This window comes from Streptomyces sp. M2CJ-2, from assembly GCF_016757295.1.
Lineage (GTDB): Bacteria > Actinomycetota > Actinomycetes > Streptomycetales > Streptomycetaceae > Streptomyces.
This window is the reverse complement of the sequence record NZ_JAESIF010000021.1, coordinates 56,009-73,251: the sequence shown is the minus strand read 5'-3', so window position 1 is coordinate 73,251 and position 17,243 is coordinate 56,009. Positions and strand designations below refer to the sequence as shown.

Annotated in this window: 14 protein-coding genes; 8 read left to right on the top strand and 6 right to left on the bottom strand. The window is 71.7% G+C overall.

Going from position 1 to position 17,243, the window contains the following annotated elements:
* Positions 1-15: 15 nt before the first annotated feature.
* The 7 genes from JL475_RS18250 (at position 16) to JL475_RS18220 (ending at position 9,597) form a co-directional block, all read left to right on the top strand.
* Positions 16-1,278: a glycosyltransferase family 29 protein gene (locus JL475_RS18250; RefSeq protein ID WP_202278792.1), complete on the top strand. Its 1,263-nt coding sequence runs from the start codon at positions 16-18 to the stop codon at positions 1,276-1,278.
* Positions 1,275-3,497, top strand: coding sequence for a polysaccharide pyruvyl transferase family protein (locus JL475_RS18245; protein ID WP_202278791.1), 2,223 nt, complete (start codon positions 1,275-1,277; stop codon positions 3,495-3,497). Before JL475_RS18250 ends, JL475_RS18245 begins: the two co-directional genes overlap by 4 nt.
* Positions 3,498-3,619: 122 nt before the next feature.
* On the top strand, positions 3,620-4,585 hold the full coding sequence (locus tag JL475_RS18240) for a glycosyltransferase family 2 protein (RefSeq protein ID WP_202278790.1): 966 nt from the start codon (positions 3,620-3,622) through the stop codon (positions 4,583-4,585).
* Positions 4,586-4,588: 3 nt separating this feature from the next.
* Entirely contained in the window at positions 4,589-5,944 is a 1,356-nt protein-coding gene (locus JL475_RS18235) for a polysialyltransferase family glycosyltransferase (RefSeq protein WP_202278789.1), read from the top strand.
* A gap of 126 nt (positions 5,945-6,070) precedes the next feature.
* Positions 6,071-7,156: an acyltransferase gene (locus JL475_RS18230; protein WP_202278788.1), complete on the top strand. Its 1,086-nt coding sequence runs from the start codon at positions 6,071-6,073 to the stop codon at positions 7,154-7,156.
* Between the two features lie 269 nt (positions 7,157-7,425).
* On the top strand, positions 7,426-8,352 hold the full coding sequence (locus tag JL475_RS18225) for a class I SAM-dependent methyltransferase (protein WP_202278787.1): 927 nt from the start codon (positions 7,426-7,428) through the stop codon (positions 8,350-8,352).
* A gap of 60 nt (positions 8,353-8,412) precedes the next feature.
* Positions 8,413-9,597 carry an acyltransferase gene (locus tag JL475_RS18220; RefSeq protein WP_202278786.1) on the top strand — a complete coding sequence of 395 codons (1,185 nt, stop codon included), beginning with the start codon at positions 8,413-8,415 and terminating at the stop codon, positions 9,595-9,597.
* Between the two features lie 42 nt (positions 9,598-9,639).
* On the opposite strand, the gene leuE is transcribed toward JL475_RS18220, so the two are convergent.
* The 3 genes from leuE to JL475_RS18205 all read right to left on the bottom strand — a co-directional run bounded on the left by leuE (position 9,640) and on the right by JL475_RS18205 (position 12,628).
* Complete coding sequence (gene leuE, locus JL475_RS18215; RefSeq protein WP_202278785.1) at positions 9,640-10,290, bottom strand: leucine efflux protein LeuE; 651 nt, start codon at positions 10,288-10,290, stop codon at positions 9,640-9,642.
* Positions 10,291-10,345: 55 nt separating this feature from the next.
* Positions 10,346-10,939, bottom strand: coding sequence for a Uma2 family endonuclease (locus JL475_RS18210; protein WP_202278784.1), 594 nt, complete (start codon positions 10,937-10,939; stop codon positions 10,346-10,348).
* Positions 10,940-11,029: 90 nt separating this feature from the next.
* A complete protein-coding gene (locus JL475_RS18205; protein WP_202278783.1) occupies positions 11,030-12,628 on the bottom strand; it encodes a methylmalonyl-CoA mutase in 1,599 nt (532 codons plus the stop codon).
* A 322-nt stretch (positions 12,629-12,950) separates the two neighbouring features.
* Here JL475_RS18205 and JL475_RS18200 point away from each other — a divergent pair, with 322 nt between their 5' ends.
* Positions 12,951-13,820: a L,D-transpeptidase family protein gene (locus JL475_RS18200; protein WP_202278782.1), complete on the top strand. Its 870-nt coding sequence runs from the start codon at positions 12,951-12,953 to the stop codon at positions 13,818-13,820.
* A gap of 212 nt (positions 13,821-14,032) precedes the next feature.
* Here the strand turns inward: JL475_RS18200 and JL475_RS18195 are convergent, their stop codons facing one another.
* From JL475_RS18195 to JL475_RS18185, 3 genes are all read right to left on the bottom strand, one after another.
* Positions 14,033-15,160, bottom strand: coding sequence for a hypothetical protein (locus tag JL475_RS18195; RefSeq protein ID WP_202278781.1), 1,128 nt, complete (start codon positions 15,158-15,160; stop codon positions 14,033-14,035).
* Positions 15,160-15,834 carry an RNA polymerase sigma factor gene (locus JL475_RS18190; protein WP_202278780.1) on the bottom strand — a complete coding sequence of 225 codons (675 nt, stop codon included), beginning with the start codon at positions 15,832-15,834 and terminating at the stop codon, positions 15,160-15,162. Before JL475_RS18190 ends, JL475_RS18195 begins: the two co-directional genes overlap by 1 nt.
* A 373-nt stretch (positions 15,835-16,207) precedes the next feature.
* Complete coding sequence (locus JL475_RS18185) at positions 16,208-17,107, bottom strand: hypothetical protein (protein WP_202278779.1); 900 nt, start codon at positions 17,105-17,107, stop codon at positions 16,208-16,210.
* Between the last annotated feature and the right edge of the window lie 136 nt (positions 17,108-17,243).

The window sequence follows — 17,243 nt, the reverse complement described above, 5'->3', positions numbered from 1 at the left end:
AGAACGGTGGAACGTATGACGAACCCCCTGGCGGGACTGTTCAAGGCACGGCAGAAGGAAGCCGCCAGGCCGGCCCTGTTCGCCCGGAGCACGCGCCTGTGCGGCGAGTACCTCGCGGCACAGGGCGCCACGCCCGCCCCCGCCCGGCTGACGCAGGCGATCGGCGCCTTCGCCGTCTCCCTCGAGACCCCGTCCGCCGACCCCTTCGACGCCCTGCTCCAGGTCGGCGAGCGTGCGCTCGAGACCGGTGGGGACGGCGCGTTGCGCCTCGCCCTGGGCGTCGCCGAGACGGCGACCCTGATCCGTCAGCGGTCCCAGGGCGCCTGGCGGCTGCACGGCCTGGCCCTGGACGGGCTCGGTCGTGACGAGGAGGCTCTGGAGAGCTACGAACGCCACCTCGCGCTGCGGCAGAACGGCTCCGGAGCACCCGAGATCGCCCGCAGGATCGACACCCTGCGCCGCCGGAAGGCGTGCCTGGACGCGGCCGTCGCCCTCTCCCCCGGGGCCGACTCCCCCCTGCACGGCCCGCACGGACAGCCCGGCGCGAGCGCGGCGCCCGAATTCGCCGCCCACGTACGGGCACGGGTGGCCGAGCGCGGCATCGCCGACCCCGACGTACGGCGCCTGCTGGCGCTGTACGGCACGTACCGACGGCTCGTCGAGCGGACCGGAACGCCCGACCCGCTGCTCGGCGGAAGCACTCCGATCGGCGTCAGTGGTCTGCGCGGCCTGGTCGCGGGGCGGACGGTGTGCCTGGTCTCGCACGGCGGGAACGCAACCGGGAGCACAGCCGGGAGCGGGCTGGGCGCCGAGATCGACGGCTACGACCTGGTGGTGCGCTGCGACTCGTTCCGCATCCGCGCCGAGGACACCGGCGAGCGCACCGACCTGCACGCCGTCTCGTTGCGGGGCGACACCCCGTGGAACGGGCCCGCCTGGACCGAGCCGGCCGGCATCCGGCTGGTGTTCGGCGACCCGGCCGCAAGATGGCGCCGCGCCACCCGACAGCGGCTCGTGCCCGGGGCACAGGAACACATCGGTGACGCCTCCCTGCGCCGGCCCCTGACCGACCCCGCGCTGCTGGGTGAGGACAGTTGGGAAACGGCGACCACCACCGCTTTCACCGTCCTGAGGCTGCTGGACTTCCTGGATGTCAGCCCCCGGCTGGACCTCATCGGCTTCGGCCTGCCGGGCCGGCTGCGGCCGAGGGAAGCCGAGTGGGTCATGGACCGTGCGACGCGCGTCGACGACAGCAAGATGAGGATCGCCCTGAGATGACCCACTCCTCCGCGGACGACCGGAGCACCGTCACCGGCAGACGCCGGATGGCCTTCGCCGTCCACACCGACTCCGACCGCGTGTCCGCTCTCCCCACGCTGATACGCAGCCTGGCGCTGACCAACCCGGGCGTGTGCGAGGACTTCGTGGTCCTGCACCCGGGGCTGCCCGACGCCGCGTTCGACGCGCTTCGCCGCCTGCACCCGCGGATCGTCACGCGCCGGGCGGACAGCCGTACGGACCTCTTCCGGCTGGAGGGCTACGACACCGTCATCGCCCTCGGTCCGGCCATGGTCGTCCTCGGGGACATCGGTGAGCTGCTGCGGATGCGCCACGGTGTGGGCGCCGTACCGCAGTTGCTGTGCGACGCGGAGGGCGGTGCACGGCGCGCCGTCCTGCCCGACGGCCTCCTGGTCGTCCAGCGCGCCGACGTGGACGACGCCGTGGCGGTCCGGTTCGCCGACGTCTTCGAGGAGAACGGTCCGGACGCGCCGACGGACGTCCTGGTTCCGCTGGACGCGCGCTACGACTTCCTCTCCCGGCGGCTGTACGACGACACGCCGGTGCCCCCGAACGTCGCCGTCCTCCACTTCACCGAACCGTTCGACGCGCCCGGGTACGGTCCGGCCGCCGAGGCGCGGCGCCGCTTCGAGATGAGCGACGACGACTTCCGGGCCGCCTACTGTGCCCTGCCCGGCGGCAAGCACCCCGATCTCCTGGCGCACTGCGCCCCGCCCCTGCTCGCGGCGCGCCCCTCCCTGGACCTCGCCCGCACGGTGGCCGACGTGTACCGCCGGCAGGGCCGCCACGACGAGGCCGTCGACGTCCTGGCGCCCGTGGTGGCGGACCGGCTGGACGCGCCGCGGTGCCATGAGACGCTCGGCCTGTCACTGATGGCGCTGTCGCGCTACGACGAGGCCGAGGCCCACCTGCTGCTGGCGGCGGCGTCACCCGATGTCGCCCCGCGCGCCTTCGCCCAGCTCGCCCGCCTGGCGTGGCTGTGCGGGCGGGAGGAGGACGCGCACGCGTACGCCCGGGACGGCCTGGACGCCGACCCCACCGACGCCGGGTGCCACAGCTGGTACGTCCGTACCCGCGCGAAGGGTCCGGAACCGCGGCAGCCGACCGCCGCCGCGGACCAGCTGGCGCACGTGGCGCTGTTCGCGGAGGGGCAGGAGAACGCCGGGGACAAGGTCCTGCCCGAGGCCGTGCGCATGTGCTTCGACGCCGACACCGGGCCGCGCCGCTGGTACCGGCAGCCGGTGCACCACCTGGTCGACGAGGCGGCGCTGGAGCGGCTGAACGCCCGGCGCGGGGTGATCGTGGGCGGTGGCGGGCTCTTCCTCCCGGACACCTCCCCCAACGGCAACAGCCACTGGCAGTGGAACGTCCCGGACGGGATCCTGGCCCGGATCACCGCTCCCCTGGCGGTGTTCGCCGTCGGTTACAACGTGTTCGACGGGCAGCTCTACCGCCGGGCCCGGTTCGCCGAGAGTCTGCGGGTCCTCGTCGAGCGGTCGGCGTTCTTCGGGTTGCGCAACCACGGCTCGATCGAGCGGGTCCGCGAGCTGCTGCCCGAGGAGCTGCGCGACCGGGTGCGCTACCAGCCCTGCCCGACCACGGTGGCCCGGTATCTCGTCCCGGGACTGCTCGACCCGGCGGAGCGGTCCGACACCGTCCTGGTCAACTGCGCGTACGACCGCGCGGGACTGCGGTTCGGCCACGACTACGGCCACTTCCTCGCCCAGCTGGCCACCGCGCTGCGGGCCCTGCGGGAGAGGGCCGACGTGCGGTACGCGGCCCACATGCCCGCCGACGAGAAGTTCGTGCACGACCTGCGCCGGGAGCACGGCCTCAGCCTGCCCGTGGAGCAGCTGTACGACATGTCGAACGACGGCATCCGCGATCTGTACGGCCGGTCGCGGCTGGTGATCGGCATGCGCGGGCACGCGGGCATGATCCCCTTCGGCTGCGGCACCCCGATCCTCAGCCTGGTCTCCCACCCGAAACTCGCCTACTTCCTGTCCGACATCGGCCGCGCGGAGTGGGGGCTGTCCGTGCACGACCGGGAACTGGGCGCGCGGCTCACGGAGCGGGCCGCGGCGATCCTCGACGACCACGCGGCAGCCGTGGCGGACGTGCACGGCGCGCAGAAGTTCCTGTGGGAAACCACCCGGTCGAACATCGACGGACTCCGGAAAACCTTCGGCCGAGCGTGAGACACCGAGAATTCACCTTCGACGCGTGCGGAATTCACCTCTCCGTCTCGGACCGCATCTTCCCTTTCGAAAAAGTCGACAGACTGTTCCGCATCTCCATCCTTCGAGCGTGAGAGGCCCCCGTGCCGAGATTGTCCGTCGTCGTCCCCATGCACAATGTGGGAGCGTTTGCCGAGAGCACGCTGCGAAGCCTCGCCAACAACGCGGGCCCCGATGTCGAGTTCCTGCTCGTGGACGACTGTTCCACGGACTCCACCTCCTCGGTGATCGACCGGTGGGCGGAGCGGCAGCCCCGCGCCAGGGTGATCCGGCACGAGAAGAACATGGGGATAGCCCAGGCGCGCAACAGCGGTATCGACGCGGCGGACGGCGAGTTCATCACGTTCCTCGACGGTGACGACTGGTACGGGCCCGGCCACCTCGCCGAACTGGTGCGCGCCATGGACGAGCTGGGCTGCGACTTCGCCCGTACCGATCACGTCCAGGTCACCGGCACCGAGCGGGTGATCCGGCGGCCCTCGGCACCGGCGCGCAACATCGTGATGGATCCGCGTGAGGGGATAGCGCCGGCCGACATGGAGACCATGGTCGACTACCCCTTCGTCTGGGCGGGGGTCTACCGACGGCATCTCTTCGACGACGGCGGCATGCGCTTCGCGACCGAACTCCGCACGGCGGAGGACCGGTTGTGGATCTGGCAGCTGCACCTGAAGGCCAGGACGTACGCGTCCCTCGGTGTGCACGGCGTGTTCTACCGGCGGGGCGTCGCGACCTCGCTCACCCAGATCAAGGACTCCCGTCAGCTGGACTTCATCCCGTCGTACGACACGCTGCTGCGGGAGCTGCAGAAGGATCCGGAGGCAGAACGTTTCCTCCTCAAGGCCGTACGGACCTACTGCGCCATGATCGCCTTCCACATCGGCAAGGCGGACGAGTACGAGCCCTCGGCGGCGCAGCGGCTGCGGCAGGAGACGCGAGCCGCGCTGCACCGCATGCCCCAGCATGCGCTCGAGGAGACCCTCAGAACCATCGACAGCACTCGGAGCAGGTTGCTCAGCCGCCTGCGTGACGGGCGGAAGGCTGCCTGATCCATGTCCCGCAAGACCCAGATCTTCCAGGTCTCGACCCTCTACGGAGCGGCCACCCTCGCCGCGGCGCTCGACGCGGGCCTGTTCGGACCGCGCGACGGGGCCCGGCGCGTCCTGCTGGTCTCCAACAACGCCGCCATACCGGAGACCGCCCTGCGGCTCGACGAGATGCACGGCTACGCGCGCATAGCGGGCCGGTTCGACTCAGTGGTCAGCTGGAACGAGACGATCAGTCCCCACCACCCCAGCGCCTGGGGCCCGCGGGGCAACGACACGGTGATGTGGCAGAAGGCGTTCCGTCTGCAGTGGGGCATCGGCGAGCGGGACCTGATCGAGCTCGCCGTCGAGTCGATCCAGGTCAACCCGGCCCGCGCGCTGGCGGCGATCTTCTCCGAGAGCACCGTCCACGTGTACGCCGACGGCCTCATGAGCTACGGCCCGACCCGGGACAAGCTGCCGCTGACCATCGCCCGCCGCATCCGGCGGCTGCTCCACCTCGATCTGATCCCCGGTCTGAAGCCCCTGCTGCTGTCCGAGTACGGCGTCGGGCCCGAGGTGGTCCCGGACGAGGCGTTCCGCGAGGTGCTCGACGAGATCTCCCGGGACGCGGCGGACGACCCGCGGTTGGCGCCCGTCCTGGAGGAGGCGCCGACGGCCGTGCTGCTCGGCCAGTACCTGGCGGCGATCAACATCCTGAGCGCGCAGGAGGAGGAGGACCTCCATGTCCGCATGCTCACCGGGGCCGTGCGGGCCGGCCACCGGTCCGTGGTCTTCAAGCCCCATCCGACGGCGCCCGCCGGCTACTCGGCGGCGTTGAGCAAAGCGGCGGCGGACGCCGGGGTCCGGCTCACCGTGCTGGACGCGCCGCTGCTGGCCGAGACGCTGTACCACCACTGCCGTCCCGCACTCGTCGTCGGCTGTTTCTCGACGGCGATGGTGACCGCCTCCGCCTACTACGACGTGCCCGTCGCACGGGTGGGGACCGGACTGGTGATGGGGCGCCTCAAGCCCTATCCGAACAGCAACCGCGTGCCCCTGGCCGTGATCGACCATCTGGTACCCGATCTGGAACGCGGCCAGGACCCGGCGCTCGTCGGCGCGGCCTCCGAGACGTTGTCACCGCTGGTGAGCGCGATGGGTTTCTGCATGCAGCCCAAGACGTACCCACAGCTGCGGGAGTCGACGGCCGACTGGCTGCGACGCAACCTGGCCGGCAGCCCCGGCCACTACTTCCCCGAACCGCGGCTGGCCGAGCTCCGCCTTCCCGGCAGCAAACCCCGATCGCGCGCCAAGCTCCAAGTGAGCCGGGCGAAGCGCGTGGTGCGCAGGACGGTACGGCGCGGCGTCCGGAAGGGGTGACGCAGCCCCGGCCGCCAAAAGACCAGCCCCCCTCACCCGCACCGGGCCGCCAACCGAGACCCACCGGTCACAGTGGAGCCATTCACTCGTCAACTCCCGTACACCGGGCACACGGAGAGTGGCCCGGTGCCGAACGACACCGCAGTGCTCCTGCCTCAGCAGCAGAGCAGCGCTCCTTCCGGACAGACCGCCGCACCGCGCGAACACCGCTTCGACATCGACCTGATGCGGCTGGTCTGTTCCGCCACCATCATGCTGGGACACGTGGGCGCCCAGTTCATCCGCGCCACCGGCAACGATCCGGAGAACGGCTCCGGATCGTACTGGGCGGGACACGTGGCGGAGGCGATCAACCCGTTCGCCGTCCCCATGTACTTCGCCATCGCCGGCTGGGCCGTACTGGTCGGCGCGCCCCCGCGGGACAGCGCGCGGATGTGGCAGCGGATCGTCCGCAACCTCGTTCCGCTCTTCGTGTGGACGGCGATCTACCTCGTCTGGGCCTGGCTGCGCGACCGCAACGACCGGCCCGTGACCGAGCTGGCCACGGACTCCCTCTTCGGCTCCGTGCAGCCCGCCTACCACCTGTGGTTCATGTACGCCTACATCCCGATCATCATGCTGCTCGCCTTCGCGGTGCTGCTCAAGGCCGGCAAGCGGCCCTGGGGGCTCGGGGCGGCCCTGCTCGGCATCGCGGTCCTCCCCAGCGTGCTGACCACTCTCGCCGAGGTGACGGATCACGAAATGCCCTCCTCGGCCTGGGGCTTCGGCACCTACTCACTGGTGTACGCGGTCGGCGGCGCGCTGCTGTTCTCCCTCCCGGCCGGCGCCGTACGGTCGCGCCGGCCGCTGTTCCTCCTGCTGCCGCTCACCATGGTCGGGGCCCTCTGGTACAACACGCAGATCCATTACGTGATGCCCAACGCGCACCTGTTCGTCGCCCTCATGAGCATCTGCGTGCTGCTTCTGATCAGCAGGGTCAGGGTTCCCGAGAAGCGGCGGCCCCTGCTGCGGAAGCTGGCCAACGCCGCGCTCGGCGCGTACATGGTGCATGTGCTGTTCGTCGAGGAGATCGTCGCCCCGCTGGTGTCGCCGGACTTGAGCGGACCGGTGGCGGGGCTGCTCCTGGTGGGTCTGCTGATCACCGTCATCGCCCTGTCGTTCGCCACCAGCCTGCTGTGGGGGAGGCTGAAGCTGCGACGCCTGCTCGGGTGAGCCGGCCGGAGCGCGTACGCACGAAGAGGCCCCACCCCGCCGAGGCGACCTGACTCGCGGGGGCGGGGCCTTCGGCGTTCCCGCGTCCACCGGCCTCCGGCCTCCGGCGCACCCGGATCCCGTGAGGGCTCCATACGGAGTTCGCCACTTGTTCGCCTGCCGATCGACTTCGTATTCCTCCCCCACCGCGCCCCCGCCCCTAGCCTGTCCCCAGTCCGCAAGCCGCATCACTCCTGCTCGACTCCCGACGGATTGAGGCATTCGGTTCCATGAACAGCCGTTCCCTGCTGACCAGCCCCGCTTCCCGGCGCCTGCTGCGCCCGGTGGCCGATCTCATCGACCGACGCATCGAGCGGCGCATCCGCTCGGCGGCCGCCGCGGACACCGTGGAGAGAGAGCGACTCCGCGATGCCGTCGAGGAGATGAAGCGCGGGCAACTCACCCTCGACCTGCTGCTCGGCTCTCGTGGTCGAGGACTTTCACGCAGGGTGAGCCCCGGCCCGCTGGGCCGCCTGCACTCCGAGGTGGCCGAGTTGGCGGGGGACCGGGCCGCCGCCGAGCGCAACGTCGCCACCGCGTTCCGGCTGCTGGTCTCACTGGAGTCGCTCGGGGTCGGCCGGATCGCCGGCGGCACCATGAACATCTGCGGCAAGCTCGGCACCATCCCCCTGCTCGACCCGCCGAACGACGAGGTCCTCGAGATCGGCACGCTCTACGGCATGTTCTCCACCGGGCTGATCCGGATGCTGGAGCGCGACGGCCGCAGCCCGAGCGTGACGATCGTCGACCCGTTCGCCGGCGTGCAGCTCCAGCCCGGCACGCCGCGGCGCGACGACCCCTCCGGCACCCCGGTCGACGAGCACGCCGTCCGCACCAACCTCGCCCTGGCCGGTCCGGCGGGCCTGGCCGCCCGGATCCAGCGCGGTTTCTCCGAGGACCCCGACACCCGCGCCGCCGTCTCGGACCGCCGCTACGGCGTGATCGTCGTCGACGGCGACCACTCGGCCGAGGGTGTCGCCAGGGACCTCGAGTGGGCGGAGGAGATCGCCGCCCCGGGCGCGATCGTCGTCCTCGACGACTTCGGCGACCCCAAGTGGCCGGGCATCAAGGAGGCGCTGGACAAGCACCTCACGAGCGACACCCGTTTCACCTACCTCGGCAAGGCGTCCCACTCCGCGTTCCTACGGGCCTCCTGACACCCGGGCGGGGCAAGGGCGCGGACGGCGCGGACAGTACGAGCACGGAGGACCACCAGCGTGACCGAGACGGCCGTCAGCCCGGCGCCGCAGCCCCGGCCCACCGCCACGGCGTCCGCGAAACAGCGGGACACCCCCACCGCCGCCCCGGCCCGGTCCAGCACCTCCGGCGGCCGTCTGCGCGCCCTGGACGGGCTGCGGCTGCTGGCCGCACTGATGGTCGCGGCCTACCACTACGGCGGGCGGGGCGGCGACGTCAGCACGGCCTGGGGAAGCTCACCGAAGGACCAGTTCCCCACCCTGCACGCGTACTTCTCGTACGGCTGCCTCGGCGTCCAGGTCTTCTTCGTGATCAGCGGATTCGTCATCTGCATGAGCGGCTGGGGCCGGCCGCTGCGGTCGTTCTTCGCCTCCCGCGCCTCCCGGCTGCTGCCCGCCTACTGGGTGGCGGTCCTGCTCGTGACGGCGGTGTTCGCCCTGCCGGTGGTCGTCTACGAGGCCGTCTCCCCGAGCGACGCCCTGGTGAACCTGACGATGCTCCAGCAGCCGCTCGGCGCGGACCGGGTACTGGGCGTGTGCTGGACGCTGTGGGTGGAGATCCGTTTCTACGCGCTGTTCGCCCTGTTCGTGGTGATGCCCGGGGCGAGCCGGCGGCGGGTGATCCTGTTCTGCGCGGTGTGGACCATGGCCGCCGCGATCGCCGAGGCCGCGAACGAGCCGCTGCTCGACCTCGTCCTGATGCCGGAGTACGCCCCGTTCTTCATCGGCGGCATCGGCCTGTACCTCGTCCACCGGGACCGCAAGGACGCGTACGCCTGGGGCATCGTCGGCGTGAGCTGGCTGATCGGCCAGCACTACGCGGTCCGGGACCTGTGGCACGCGCCGAGCGCGGACGCCTTCTCCCACCGGACCTCGTTCGGCGTCATCCTGGTCGTCACGCTCGGCTTCGTCGCGGTCGCCGCCATCGCGCTGGGCCGGCTGAACTGGGCGAACTGGCGCTGGCTGACCGTCGCGGGCGCCCTGACCTACCCGTTCTACCTGGTCCACGAACACCTGGGCTGGGTGGTCATCCACGCCCTGCACCGCGGCCTGGGCATCGGCTCGGCGGAGACCTTCGTCCTCACGATCACCGCGATGCTGGCACTGGCCTGGCTGCTGAACCGGTACGTGGAGGAGACCCTGCCCCCGAAGATCCGGACCCTGCTGTCCCGGCCCTCCGCCAAGCCCCCGTCCGAGACGGCCTGACCACCGCCGGGCCCGCCCCGCGGGGCGGGCCCGGCGGTGGCCCTACGCGCTCGCCAGCGAAAGCTTCACCGCGAAGCCCAGGAACAGGGCGCCCGCCGCCGAGGTCGCCCCCGCCGACAGGCTCCGGCGGCGGCGGAAGGCGTCGGCGAGCCGGGTGCCGCCGAATATCAGCGCGCTGAGGTAGAGACCGCTGGCGAACTGGAGCATGGCGCCGAGGATCACGAAGGACAGGGCGGGATAGGCGTAGCCCGGGTCGACGAACTGCACGAAGAAGGCGACGACGAACAGGATCGCCTTCGGGTTGAAGAGGCTGATGACGAACGCCTGGCGGAAGGGCCGCTCCGCGGCGGTGGCGGCGGCCGGGACACCGGCCGGGTCGCTCTCCCGGCGCGTGCGCCACATCGTCCAGGCGGCGCGGAGCATGCCGATGGCGAGCCAGGTCAGATATCCGGCGCCCAGCAGCTTCACGATCCCGAACAGGAAGGCGTTCGCCTGGAGCAGCGAGGCGGCTCCGGCGGCGGACAGCGTCATCAGCACGGCGTCCCCGCACCAGACCCCGGCCGCGGCGGTGTACCCGGCCCGCACGCCCCGGCGGGCGGCGACCGACAGCACGTACAGGGAGTTGGGGCCGGGCAGCAGCACGATGAGGATCAGGCCCGCGAGGTAGGTGGGAAGATCGATGACACCGAACATGGAAAAGAGTGTCGCACGGGGGTACGACACTCCGATCCGGCTGTCCGGAGTCCGGTCAGCCGTCGCCGTCGCCGTCGCCGTCGAGCAGTGTGGCGACGGAGAGGTCGAGCGTGATCCCGACGGACTCCGGGACGGGGACGGACTGGCCCCGCTTGAAGCGCTGGGGGTCGGGGTACTTGCCGTCGGCCGGGTCGGTGTGGAGCAGGGCCTCGTCGTGCGTGCGGTCGACAATGATGTAGGCGGGCACATCGGCCCGGGCATAGGCATCGACCTTCGTGGCCGTGTCGTACGTCCGGTAGGACGATGTCACCTCCAGGACCAGTCGGAAGACGTGCGGCGCGTAGCGATTCTTCTCGACCAAGGCGTCCCTGTAGTCGGCGTGGACGACAGAGAAATCCGGTACCGCGTAGTCGTCCGGCCCCGTCGGCAGCCACAAGCCGATGCCCTGCATGTACCTGAGTCCCGCTTGCCTGGCTCCGGCCCTGAAAAACTTCTCGACCAGCCAGGTCAGCGACTCTTGATGCGGGCCGCCCGGTGGTTGGGTCACGCTCATGCATCCGTTGAGGATCTCCACGCGGTGTGCGGGCAGCTCCTTACAGATCCGTTCAGCGGCATCGGCAAGCGGCGACTTGTCAAGGTTCACAGCCACGGCACCCCCTTCCGGGAACACCCTTCATGGCCGTAACCCGGAACCGGGCACGTTCCGCCCATGATCACCCGTCCGGGGTAACCCGTCGGCTCAGAACGCGTCGCTGGGCACGTACGTCCCCCACACCTCCCGCAGCGCGTTGCACACCTCGCCCACCGTCGCCCGCGCCTTCAGGGCCTCGCGCATCGGGTACAGGACGTTGTCCTCGCCCTCCGCCGCCTTCTTCAGGGCGGCGAGCGCCGAGTCCACGGCGCCCTGGTCGCGCTCCGCGCGGAGCTTGGCCAGGCGTTCGGCCTGCTGGGCCTCGATCGCCGGGTCGACGCGCAGCGGCTCGTACGGCTCCTCCGCGTCGAGCTGGTAGCGGTTGACGCCGACCACGACCCGTTCGCCGGAGTCGGTCTCCTGGGCGATGCGGTAGGCGCTGCGCTCGATCTCGCTCTTCTGGAAGCCGTGCTCGATGGCGTTGACCGCGCCGCCGAGGTCCTCGACCTTCTGCATCAGCTCCAGCGCCGCGGCCTCCACCTCGTCGGTCATCTTCTCGATGACGTAGGAACCCGCGAAGGGGTCGACGGTCGCCGTCACGTCCGTCTCGTAGGCCAGGACCTGCTGGGTGCGCAGGGCCAGCCGGGCGGACTTGTCGGTGGGCAGTGCGATGGCCTCGTCGAAGGAGTTGGTGTGCAGGGACTGGGTGCCGCCGAGCACCGCCGCGAGGCCCTGGACGGCGACGCGGACCAGGTTGACCTCGGGCTGTTGGGCCGTCAGCTGCACACCGGCCGTCTGCGTGTGGAAACGCAGCATCAGGGACTTCGGGTTCTTCGCCCCGAACTCCTCCTTCATCACCCGCGCCCAGATCCGGCGGGCCGCCCGGAACTTGGCGACCTCCTCCAGGATCGTCGTCCGGGAGACGAAGAAGAACGACAGGCGCGGGGCGAAGTCGTCGACGTCCATCCCGGCCGCGACCGCCGTACGGACGTACTCGACGCCGTCGGCCAGCGTGAACGCGATCTCCTGCGCGGGGGAGGCCCCCGCCTCGGCCATGTGGTAGCCGGAGATCGAGATCGTGTTCCACTTCGGGATCTCGGCCCTGCAGTACTTGAAGATGTCCGCGATCAGCCGGAGGGAGGGCTTCGGCGGGAAGATGTACGTGCCCCGCGCGATGTACTCCTTCAGCACGTCGTTCTGGATCGTGCCGGTGAGCTTGCCCGCCGGCACGCCCTGCTCCTCGGCGACCAGTTGGTACAGGAGCAGCAGGAGGGCGGCGGGCGCGTTGATCGTCATCGACGTCGAGACCTGGTCCAGCGGGATGCCGTCGAACAGCACCCGCATGTCGTCGATCGAGTCGATGGCGACGCCCACCTTGCCGACCTCGCCGGAGGCGATCGGGGCGTCCGAGTCGTGGCCCATCTGGGTGGGCAGGTCGAAGGCGACCGACAGGCCCATCGTGCCGTTGGCGATCAGCTGCTTGTACCGCGCGTTGGACTCGGTCGCCGTGCCGAAACCGGCGTACTGGCGCATCGTCCAGGGACGGCCGGTGTACATCGTCGGGTACACGCCCCGGGTGAAGGGGTAGGCGCCCGGGGCACCCAGCTGCTCGGCCGGGTCCCAGCCCTCGAGGGAATCCGGCCCGTAGACCGGTTCGATGGGCAGTCCGCTCTCGGTGGTCCGGGCACTGTCCGACTCGCGCGCCATGGTGTGATGCCTCCCGCTGAGCGGTGCTGCTCGGCCCGCTCGCCTGTTACCCGTCAGTTACCCGCCAGTAAAGACCCGACGCTTCGACGGACTGTAGCCGTGCGGATGCGGCCCGGTGCAGAGGCGCACGCTGGGACCTTGCTCACAGAGCCGGTGGGACCGCGCTCACAGCACACGCCGCCCCGGCCGTCTTCCCGTCACACACCACCATGCCCCGTGGTTCGGAAGCGGTCACGTCCGGGGAACATCTCAGGGAAAAACCCTGGATGACGACCGACCGCGACCGGTGAGACGACGGGGGGGCCGCGTGCGTAGTACGGGCATGGGGACGGGGAGAGCGGTGGCCGTGTTCCTGGCGTCGGCCGCCCTGGCCGGCGGTGTCGTGGGGTGCACGGTGCAGCCCGTCGACGCGGACGGCAGGCAACGGTCACCGATACACGTCGAGAGACCGGGCGGGACGCCGTCCGCCTACCGCCCCCCGGACTCCGGCTCCGGTTCCGGTTCCGACGGCGGAGGGAAGGGCGGCGGCGCGGAGACCGCCGTCCCGCCACGGCCGCCCGCACGGGTGCTCTGGTCGCCCGGCGACTCGGGGCGTGACGTCCGTGAGCTCCAGGCCCGGCTGCGTCAGGTCGCCTGGCTGTTCGACGGTCCCACCGGGACGTACGACGACCGGACGAGGGAGGCGGTCGAGGGGTTCCAGGGCAAGCGCGGACTGCCGCGGACCGGGAGGACCGACACCGTCACCTGGCAGCGGCTGCTCGGCATGACGCACGAACCGGGCAAGTGGGAGCTGTATCTGATGGGCGGCCAGCCGGCCGCCGCCCCCGACGCGCGGTGCCGGACGGGCCGGGTGCTGTGCATCAGCAAGTCCACCCGCACCCTGCGCTGGATGATCGACGGGCGGACCGTGATGACGCTGCCCGTCCGTTTCGGCGCCGACCCCACACCGACCCGTGACGGCGTCTTCCAGGTCTACTGGAAGTCCCGCGACCACTGGTCGACGCTCTACGACTCGCCGATGCCGTACGCCATGTTCTTCAGCGGCGGCCAGGCCGTGCACTTCTCGGCGGACTTCGCCGCGCGGGGCTACGCGGGCTCCTCGCACGGCTGCGTCAACGTGCGGGACGAGGCGGCCATCGCCCGGCTGTACGGGCAGGTGCGCAACGGCGACAAGGTCGTCGTCCACGGGTGAGCGTCGCGCGGGCACGGAGGGGTGAGAAGGGCGCGGGCGGGACCGGGGGAACGTGTCCCGCCCGCGCCGAGATGCACGAGCCACAGGTACGGGGGGAACCCTGGCTCAGTGCCGAAGCCGATGACCAGTCGGCTCACTCATTACTGCGCACCGGCGGCCAAAAACGTCACACTTGGCGGCCAAGAGGTGACCAAATCCCGCAAAGCCACAGGTCAGCCGGGTTTGTTGGCGCCCTTGCCGTTGTTGCCGCCGGTGCCCTTGCCGCCGTTGTCGGCGTTGCCGTTGCCCGCGCCCTGGTTGCCGTTGTTCCCCTTGTTCCCCTTGTTGCCGCCGTTCGCGTTGTTGCCGCCGTTCGCGTTGTTGCCGCCGTCGCCGCCGTTGCCGTTGCCCCTGCCCTCGTCGCGGGTGTCGGGGTCGCCGTCGTTCTGCTCCGTGGAGCCGGAACCGGAGCTGTCGCCGGAGCTCGTGCCGTCTCCTGAGCCGGCTCCCCCGGCTCGGGCGGCCAGGACGTTCTCGCAGTACGGCCCGACCTGGGAGGAGCCGCCCGCGGCCTTCTCCAGGACGCGCTTGCGGTTGCCCTGCAGCTTCTTGCCGTCGCGCAGCGCACGGCAGGCCGAGGCGATCTGCCCGCGGCCGGCACCGACCACCGGGTCGCCCGGTCGCGCCGCCGTACCGCCGTCCTCGTCGGCGCCCGGCCCGTCCCCCTGCCCCGTAACCGCTTCGTCGCCCCCGGACCGCTTGCCCGGGTCGCCCTCCGGTGTGGCTCCGTCCCGCGGGTCCCCCTTCGGCGGGGACGGCGGCTGGAGGCGTTCGGGAGTGGCGGTGGCCGTGGCGGAGGCCGCGGGGTCGGAGCCCGAGGACCCCGCGGACGACACCGGCAGGACACCGGTCGCGGCCACGACCGCCGCTCCACCGAGCATGCCCACGGTCAGCGCGGCCGCCAGCCCGTAGCGCACGGGGCGCGCCCAGCGGGGCCTTTGCCTGGCTCCGGAACCGTCCGCACCCGGGGTGCCGATACGGATCAGCCCGGCGTCGACGGACCGCGTTCCGGCCCGGTCCGCGGCGGACGGGTCGAACGGGGCGGATGGGGCGGACGAGTCGGCGTGCGACTGTCCCACGCGCTCCTCGCGCACCTTGCGGAAGGCGGCCAACGCGGCGGCCTCGCCGGGGAGTTCCTCGTCGGCCGACGGGGGCGAGGGTGGAGAGGAGAGCGCGCCGAGCGTTCGGGCGAGGCGTTCTGCCTGGTCACGGGTGGCCGGGTCGGCAGCTTCGAATGGCTCTCCGTTCAGCAGTCGCTCCGCGGTTTCGCGGTTCAGCCACCTGTACTGCTCGTCGGCCATCACATGTCCTTCTGCGTCCGCGCTCGCATATGCGTCACACTCGCGGACGTCACCGCGGGCCGGCGCGGTTCTCTCTGGAGGGGGAGGGCATCGAGCACCCCGGTGGATTCCGGATGTGCCTCCGGATCGCCGTCGAGCATCTCGGCCAGCCGTTTCAGGCCCCGGTGCGCGGCCGTGCGTACGGCACCCGGCCGTTTGCCCAGCGTCTCGGCGGCGGTCTTCGCGTCGAGGCCCACGACCACCCGGAGGACGACGGCCTCGGCCTGGTCCTGCGGCAGTCGGGCGATCAGGGCGAGGGCGCCGTCGGTGGCCATCGCCTCGATGGCCCGGTCGGCGGTGTCGAACGCCGCGGCCCGCCCGGTCAGTTCGGTCTCGTCACCGCCGATCGCGGGGCGGCGCCCGCGCATGCGGATGTGGTCGAGTGCGCGGTTACGGGCGATCCGGGCGGCCCAGCCGCGGAACCGGTCCGCGTCACCGCTGAACCGCTGCAGGTCCCGGGCGATCTGCAGCCATGCCTCGGACGTCACGTCCTCTGCGTCGAGATCGCCGACCAGTGTGCGCACGTATCCCAGCAACCGCGGGTGCACGGCTCGGTACACGGTCCGGAACGCGGTCTCGTCCCCGTCCTGTGCCGCCCCCACCGCGGCGGTCAACTCCGCGTCGTCCCCCAACACCGCGCGCGCCCTTCTGCGCCTCAGCCGGCACCGCTTCCGCGGACCGGGTACTCGCCGTCGTGGTCATTCGATCGATTACGGACTCTAGGGCCTGCCCCTCGGCCCGTGATGGTGGTGGTCGTTTGTCCTTCACGGCCTGGCGCGAAAGGCACGTTACGACCTGAAACCTCTCCCCGTCCATGCCCGTTCCCGATTTCGTGCATGGTTCAACAGACCCGTGACCGGCCGGTGTGACAGAAAACGCACACATGACGCTGTAGGAGTTACGGGCCGCCGCGCGGCCCGTGCCGCGCAACGGCTGGGGCCTCTCCTGTGGGGGGTGGCGGCCTCGGCCGTTGCCTCGGCCGTTGCCTCGGCGGCTGACGGGACAGGCCTACGGTTTCTTCTCGCCACCCGGCTGAGCGGGCTTGCCCTGACCGCTGCTCGCGCTGTCGCCCGCACCCTTGCTCGCGCCGTTGCCCGAAGCGCCGGTGTCGGAGGGGCTGTTCCCGGCCGCCCCGCCCGCGCCACCGGTCCTGTCGGCCGGCACACCGGTGCCGCCGGGTCTCGCCTCACCCGTCGCCGAACGCAACCGCTCGGTGCAGTACGCGTCGACGTTCGCCGCGCCGCCCGCCGCCTCGATGAGCCGCTTCCAGGCGACCGACTCCAGCGCCTTGCCGCGCCCTTCGACCCGCTCGTACGCCCGGCAGTGGGCCTCGACGTCCCGGGCCCGGGCAGGGCGCTCCGGCGCGGCGGAGTCGGAACCGGGCCGGGAGTCCGCACCGGTGCCGGCGGACCGGGCGGCGGACGGGCCCCCGGGCGCCGAGGCGCCGGCCGACGCCGTGATGTCGGCCGGCGCCGTGGTGGGGCCTCGGTTCCCGTCGTCCCCGGGAACGTCCCCCGCCGAGCCGGCCGCGCCGATCCCGGCCACGGCGACCCCGCCCAGGCTGAGACCGGCGATCAGGACGGAGAGGGTGGTCTTCACCGAGAAGCGACCGAGGCGCCGCTCCCCCGGCCGCCAGTCGTCCCGGCGCCGGGCGCGGGCACCGGTGCGCTGCGCGCCCGTCTCCCGTGCCTCCCGGAACGCGGCCACGGCCCGCTGCTCGGCCTCGTCGTCGACACCCTCCCGGACCAGCGCCCGGACGAGCAGCGCCTCGAGACCCTCGGTGCCACGGGCAGCGTGCGGACCGGAGCCGAGGCGGCCCTGGCCGACCGGGCGACGGCCCTGCGACACGCCCTCGGGGTGCTCACGCCGACGGCCGGACGGCGCGCCGTCGTTCCTCCGCTCACCCATGTCCGTTTCCGTCCCTGCTCGATCCACTCGGTTCACTCCCGGCCCCGCCCGGCACAACCGGTCCGCGCGGCCCGCCCGTTCGGGCGGTACGGCCCGACCGACGCATACGTTCCGCGCGTCCGGCCTGTTCAGACCG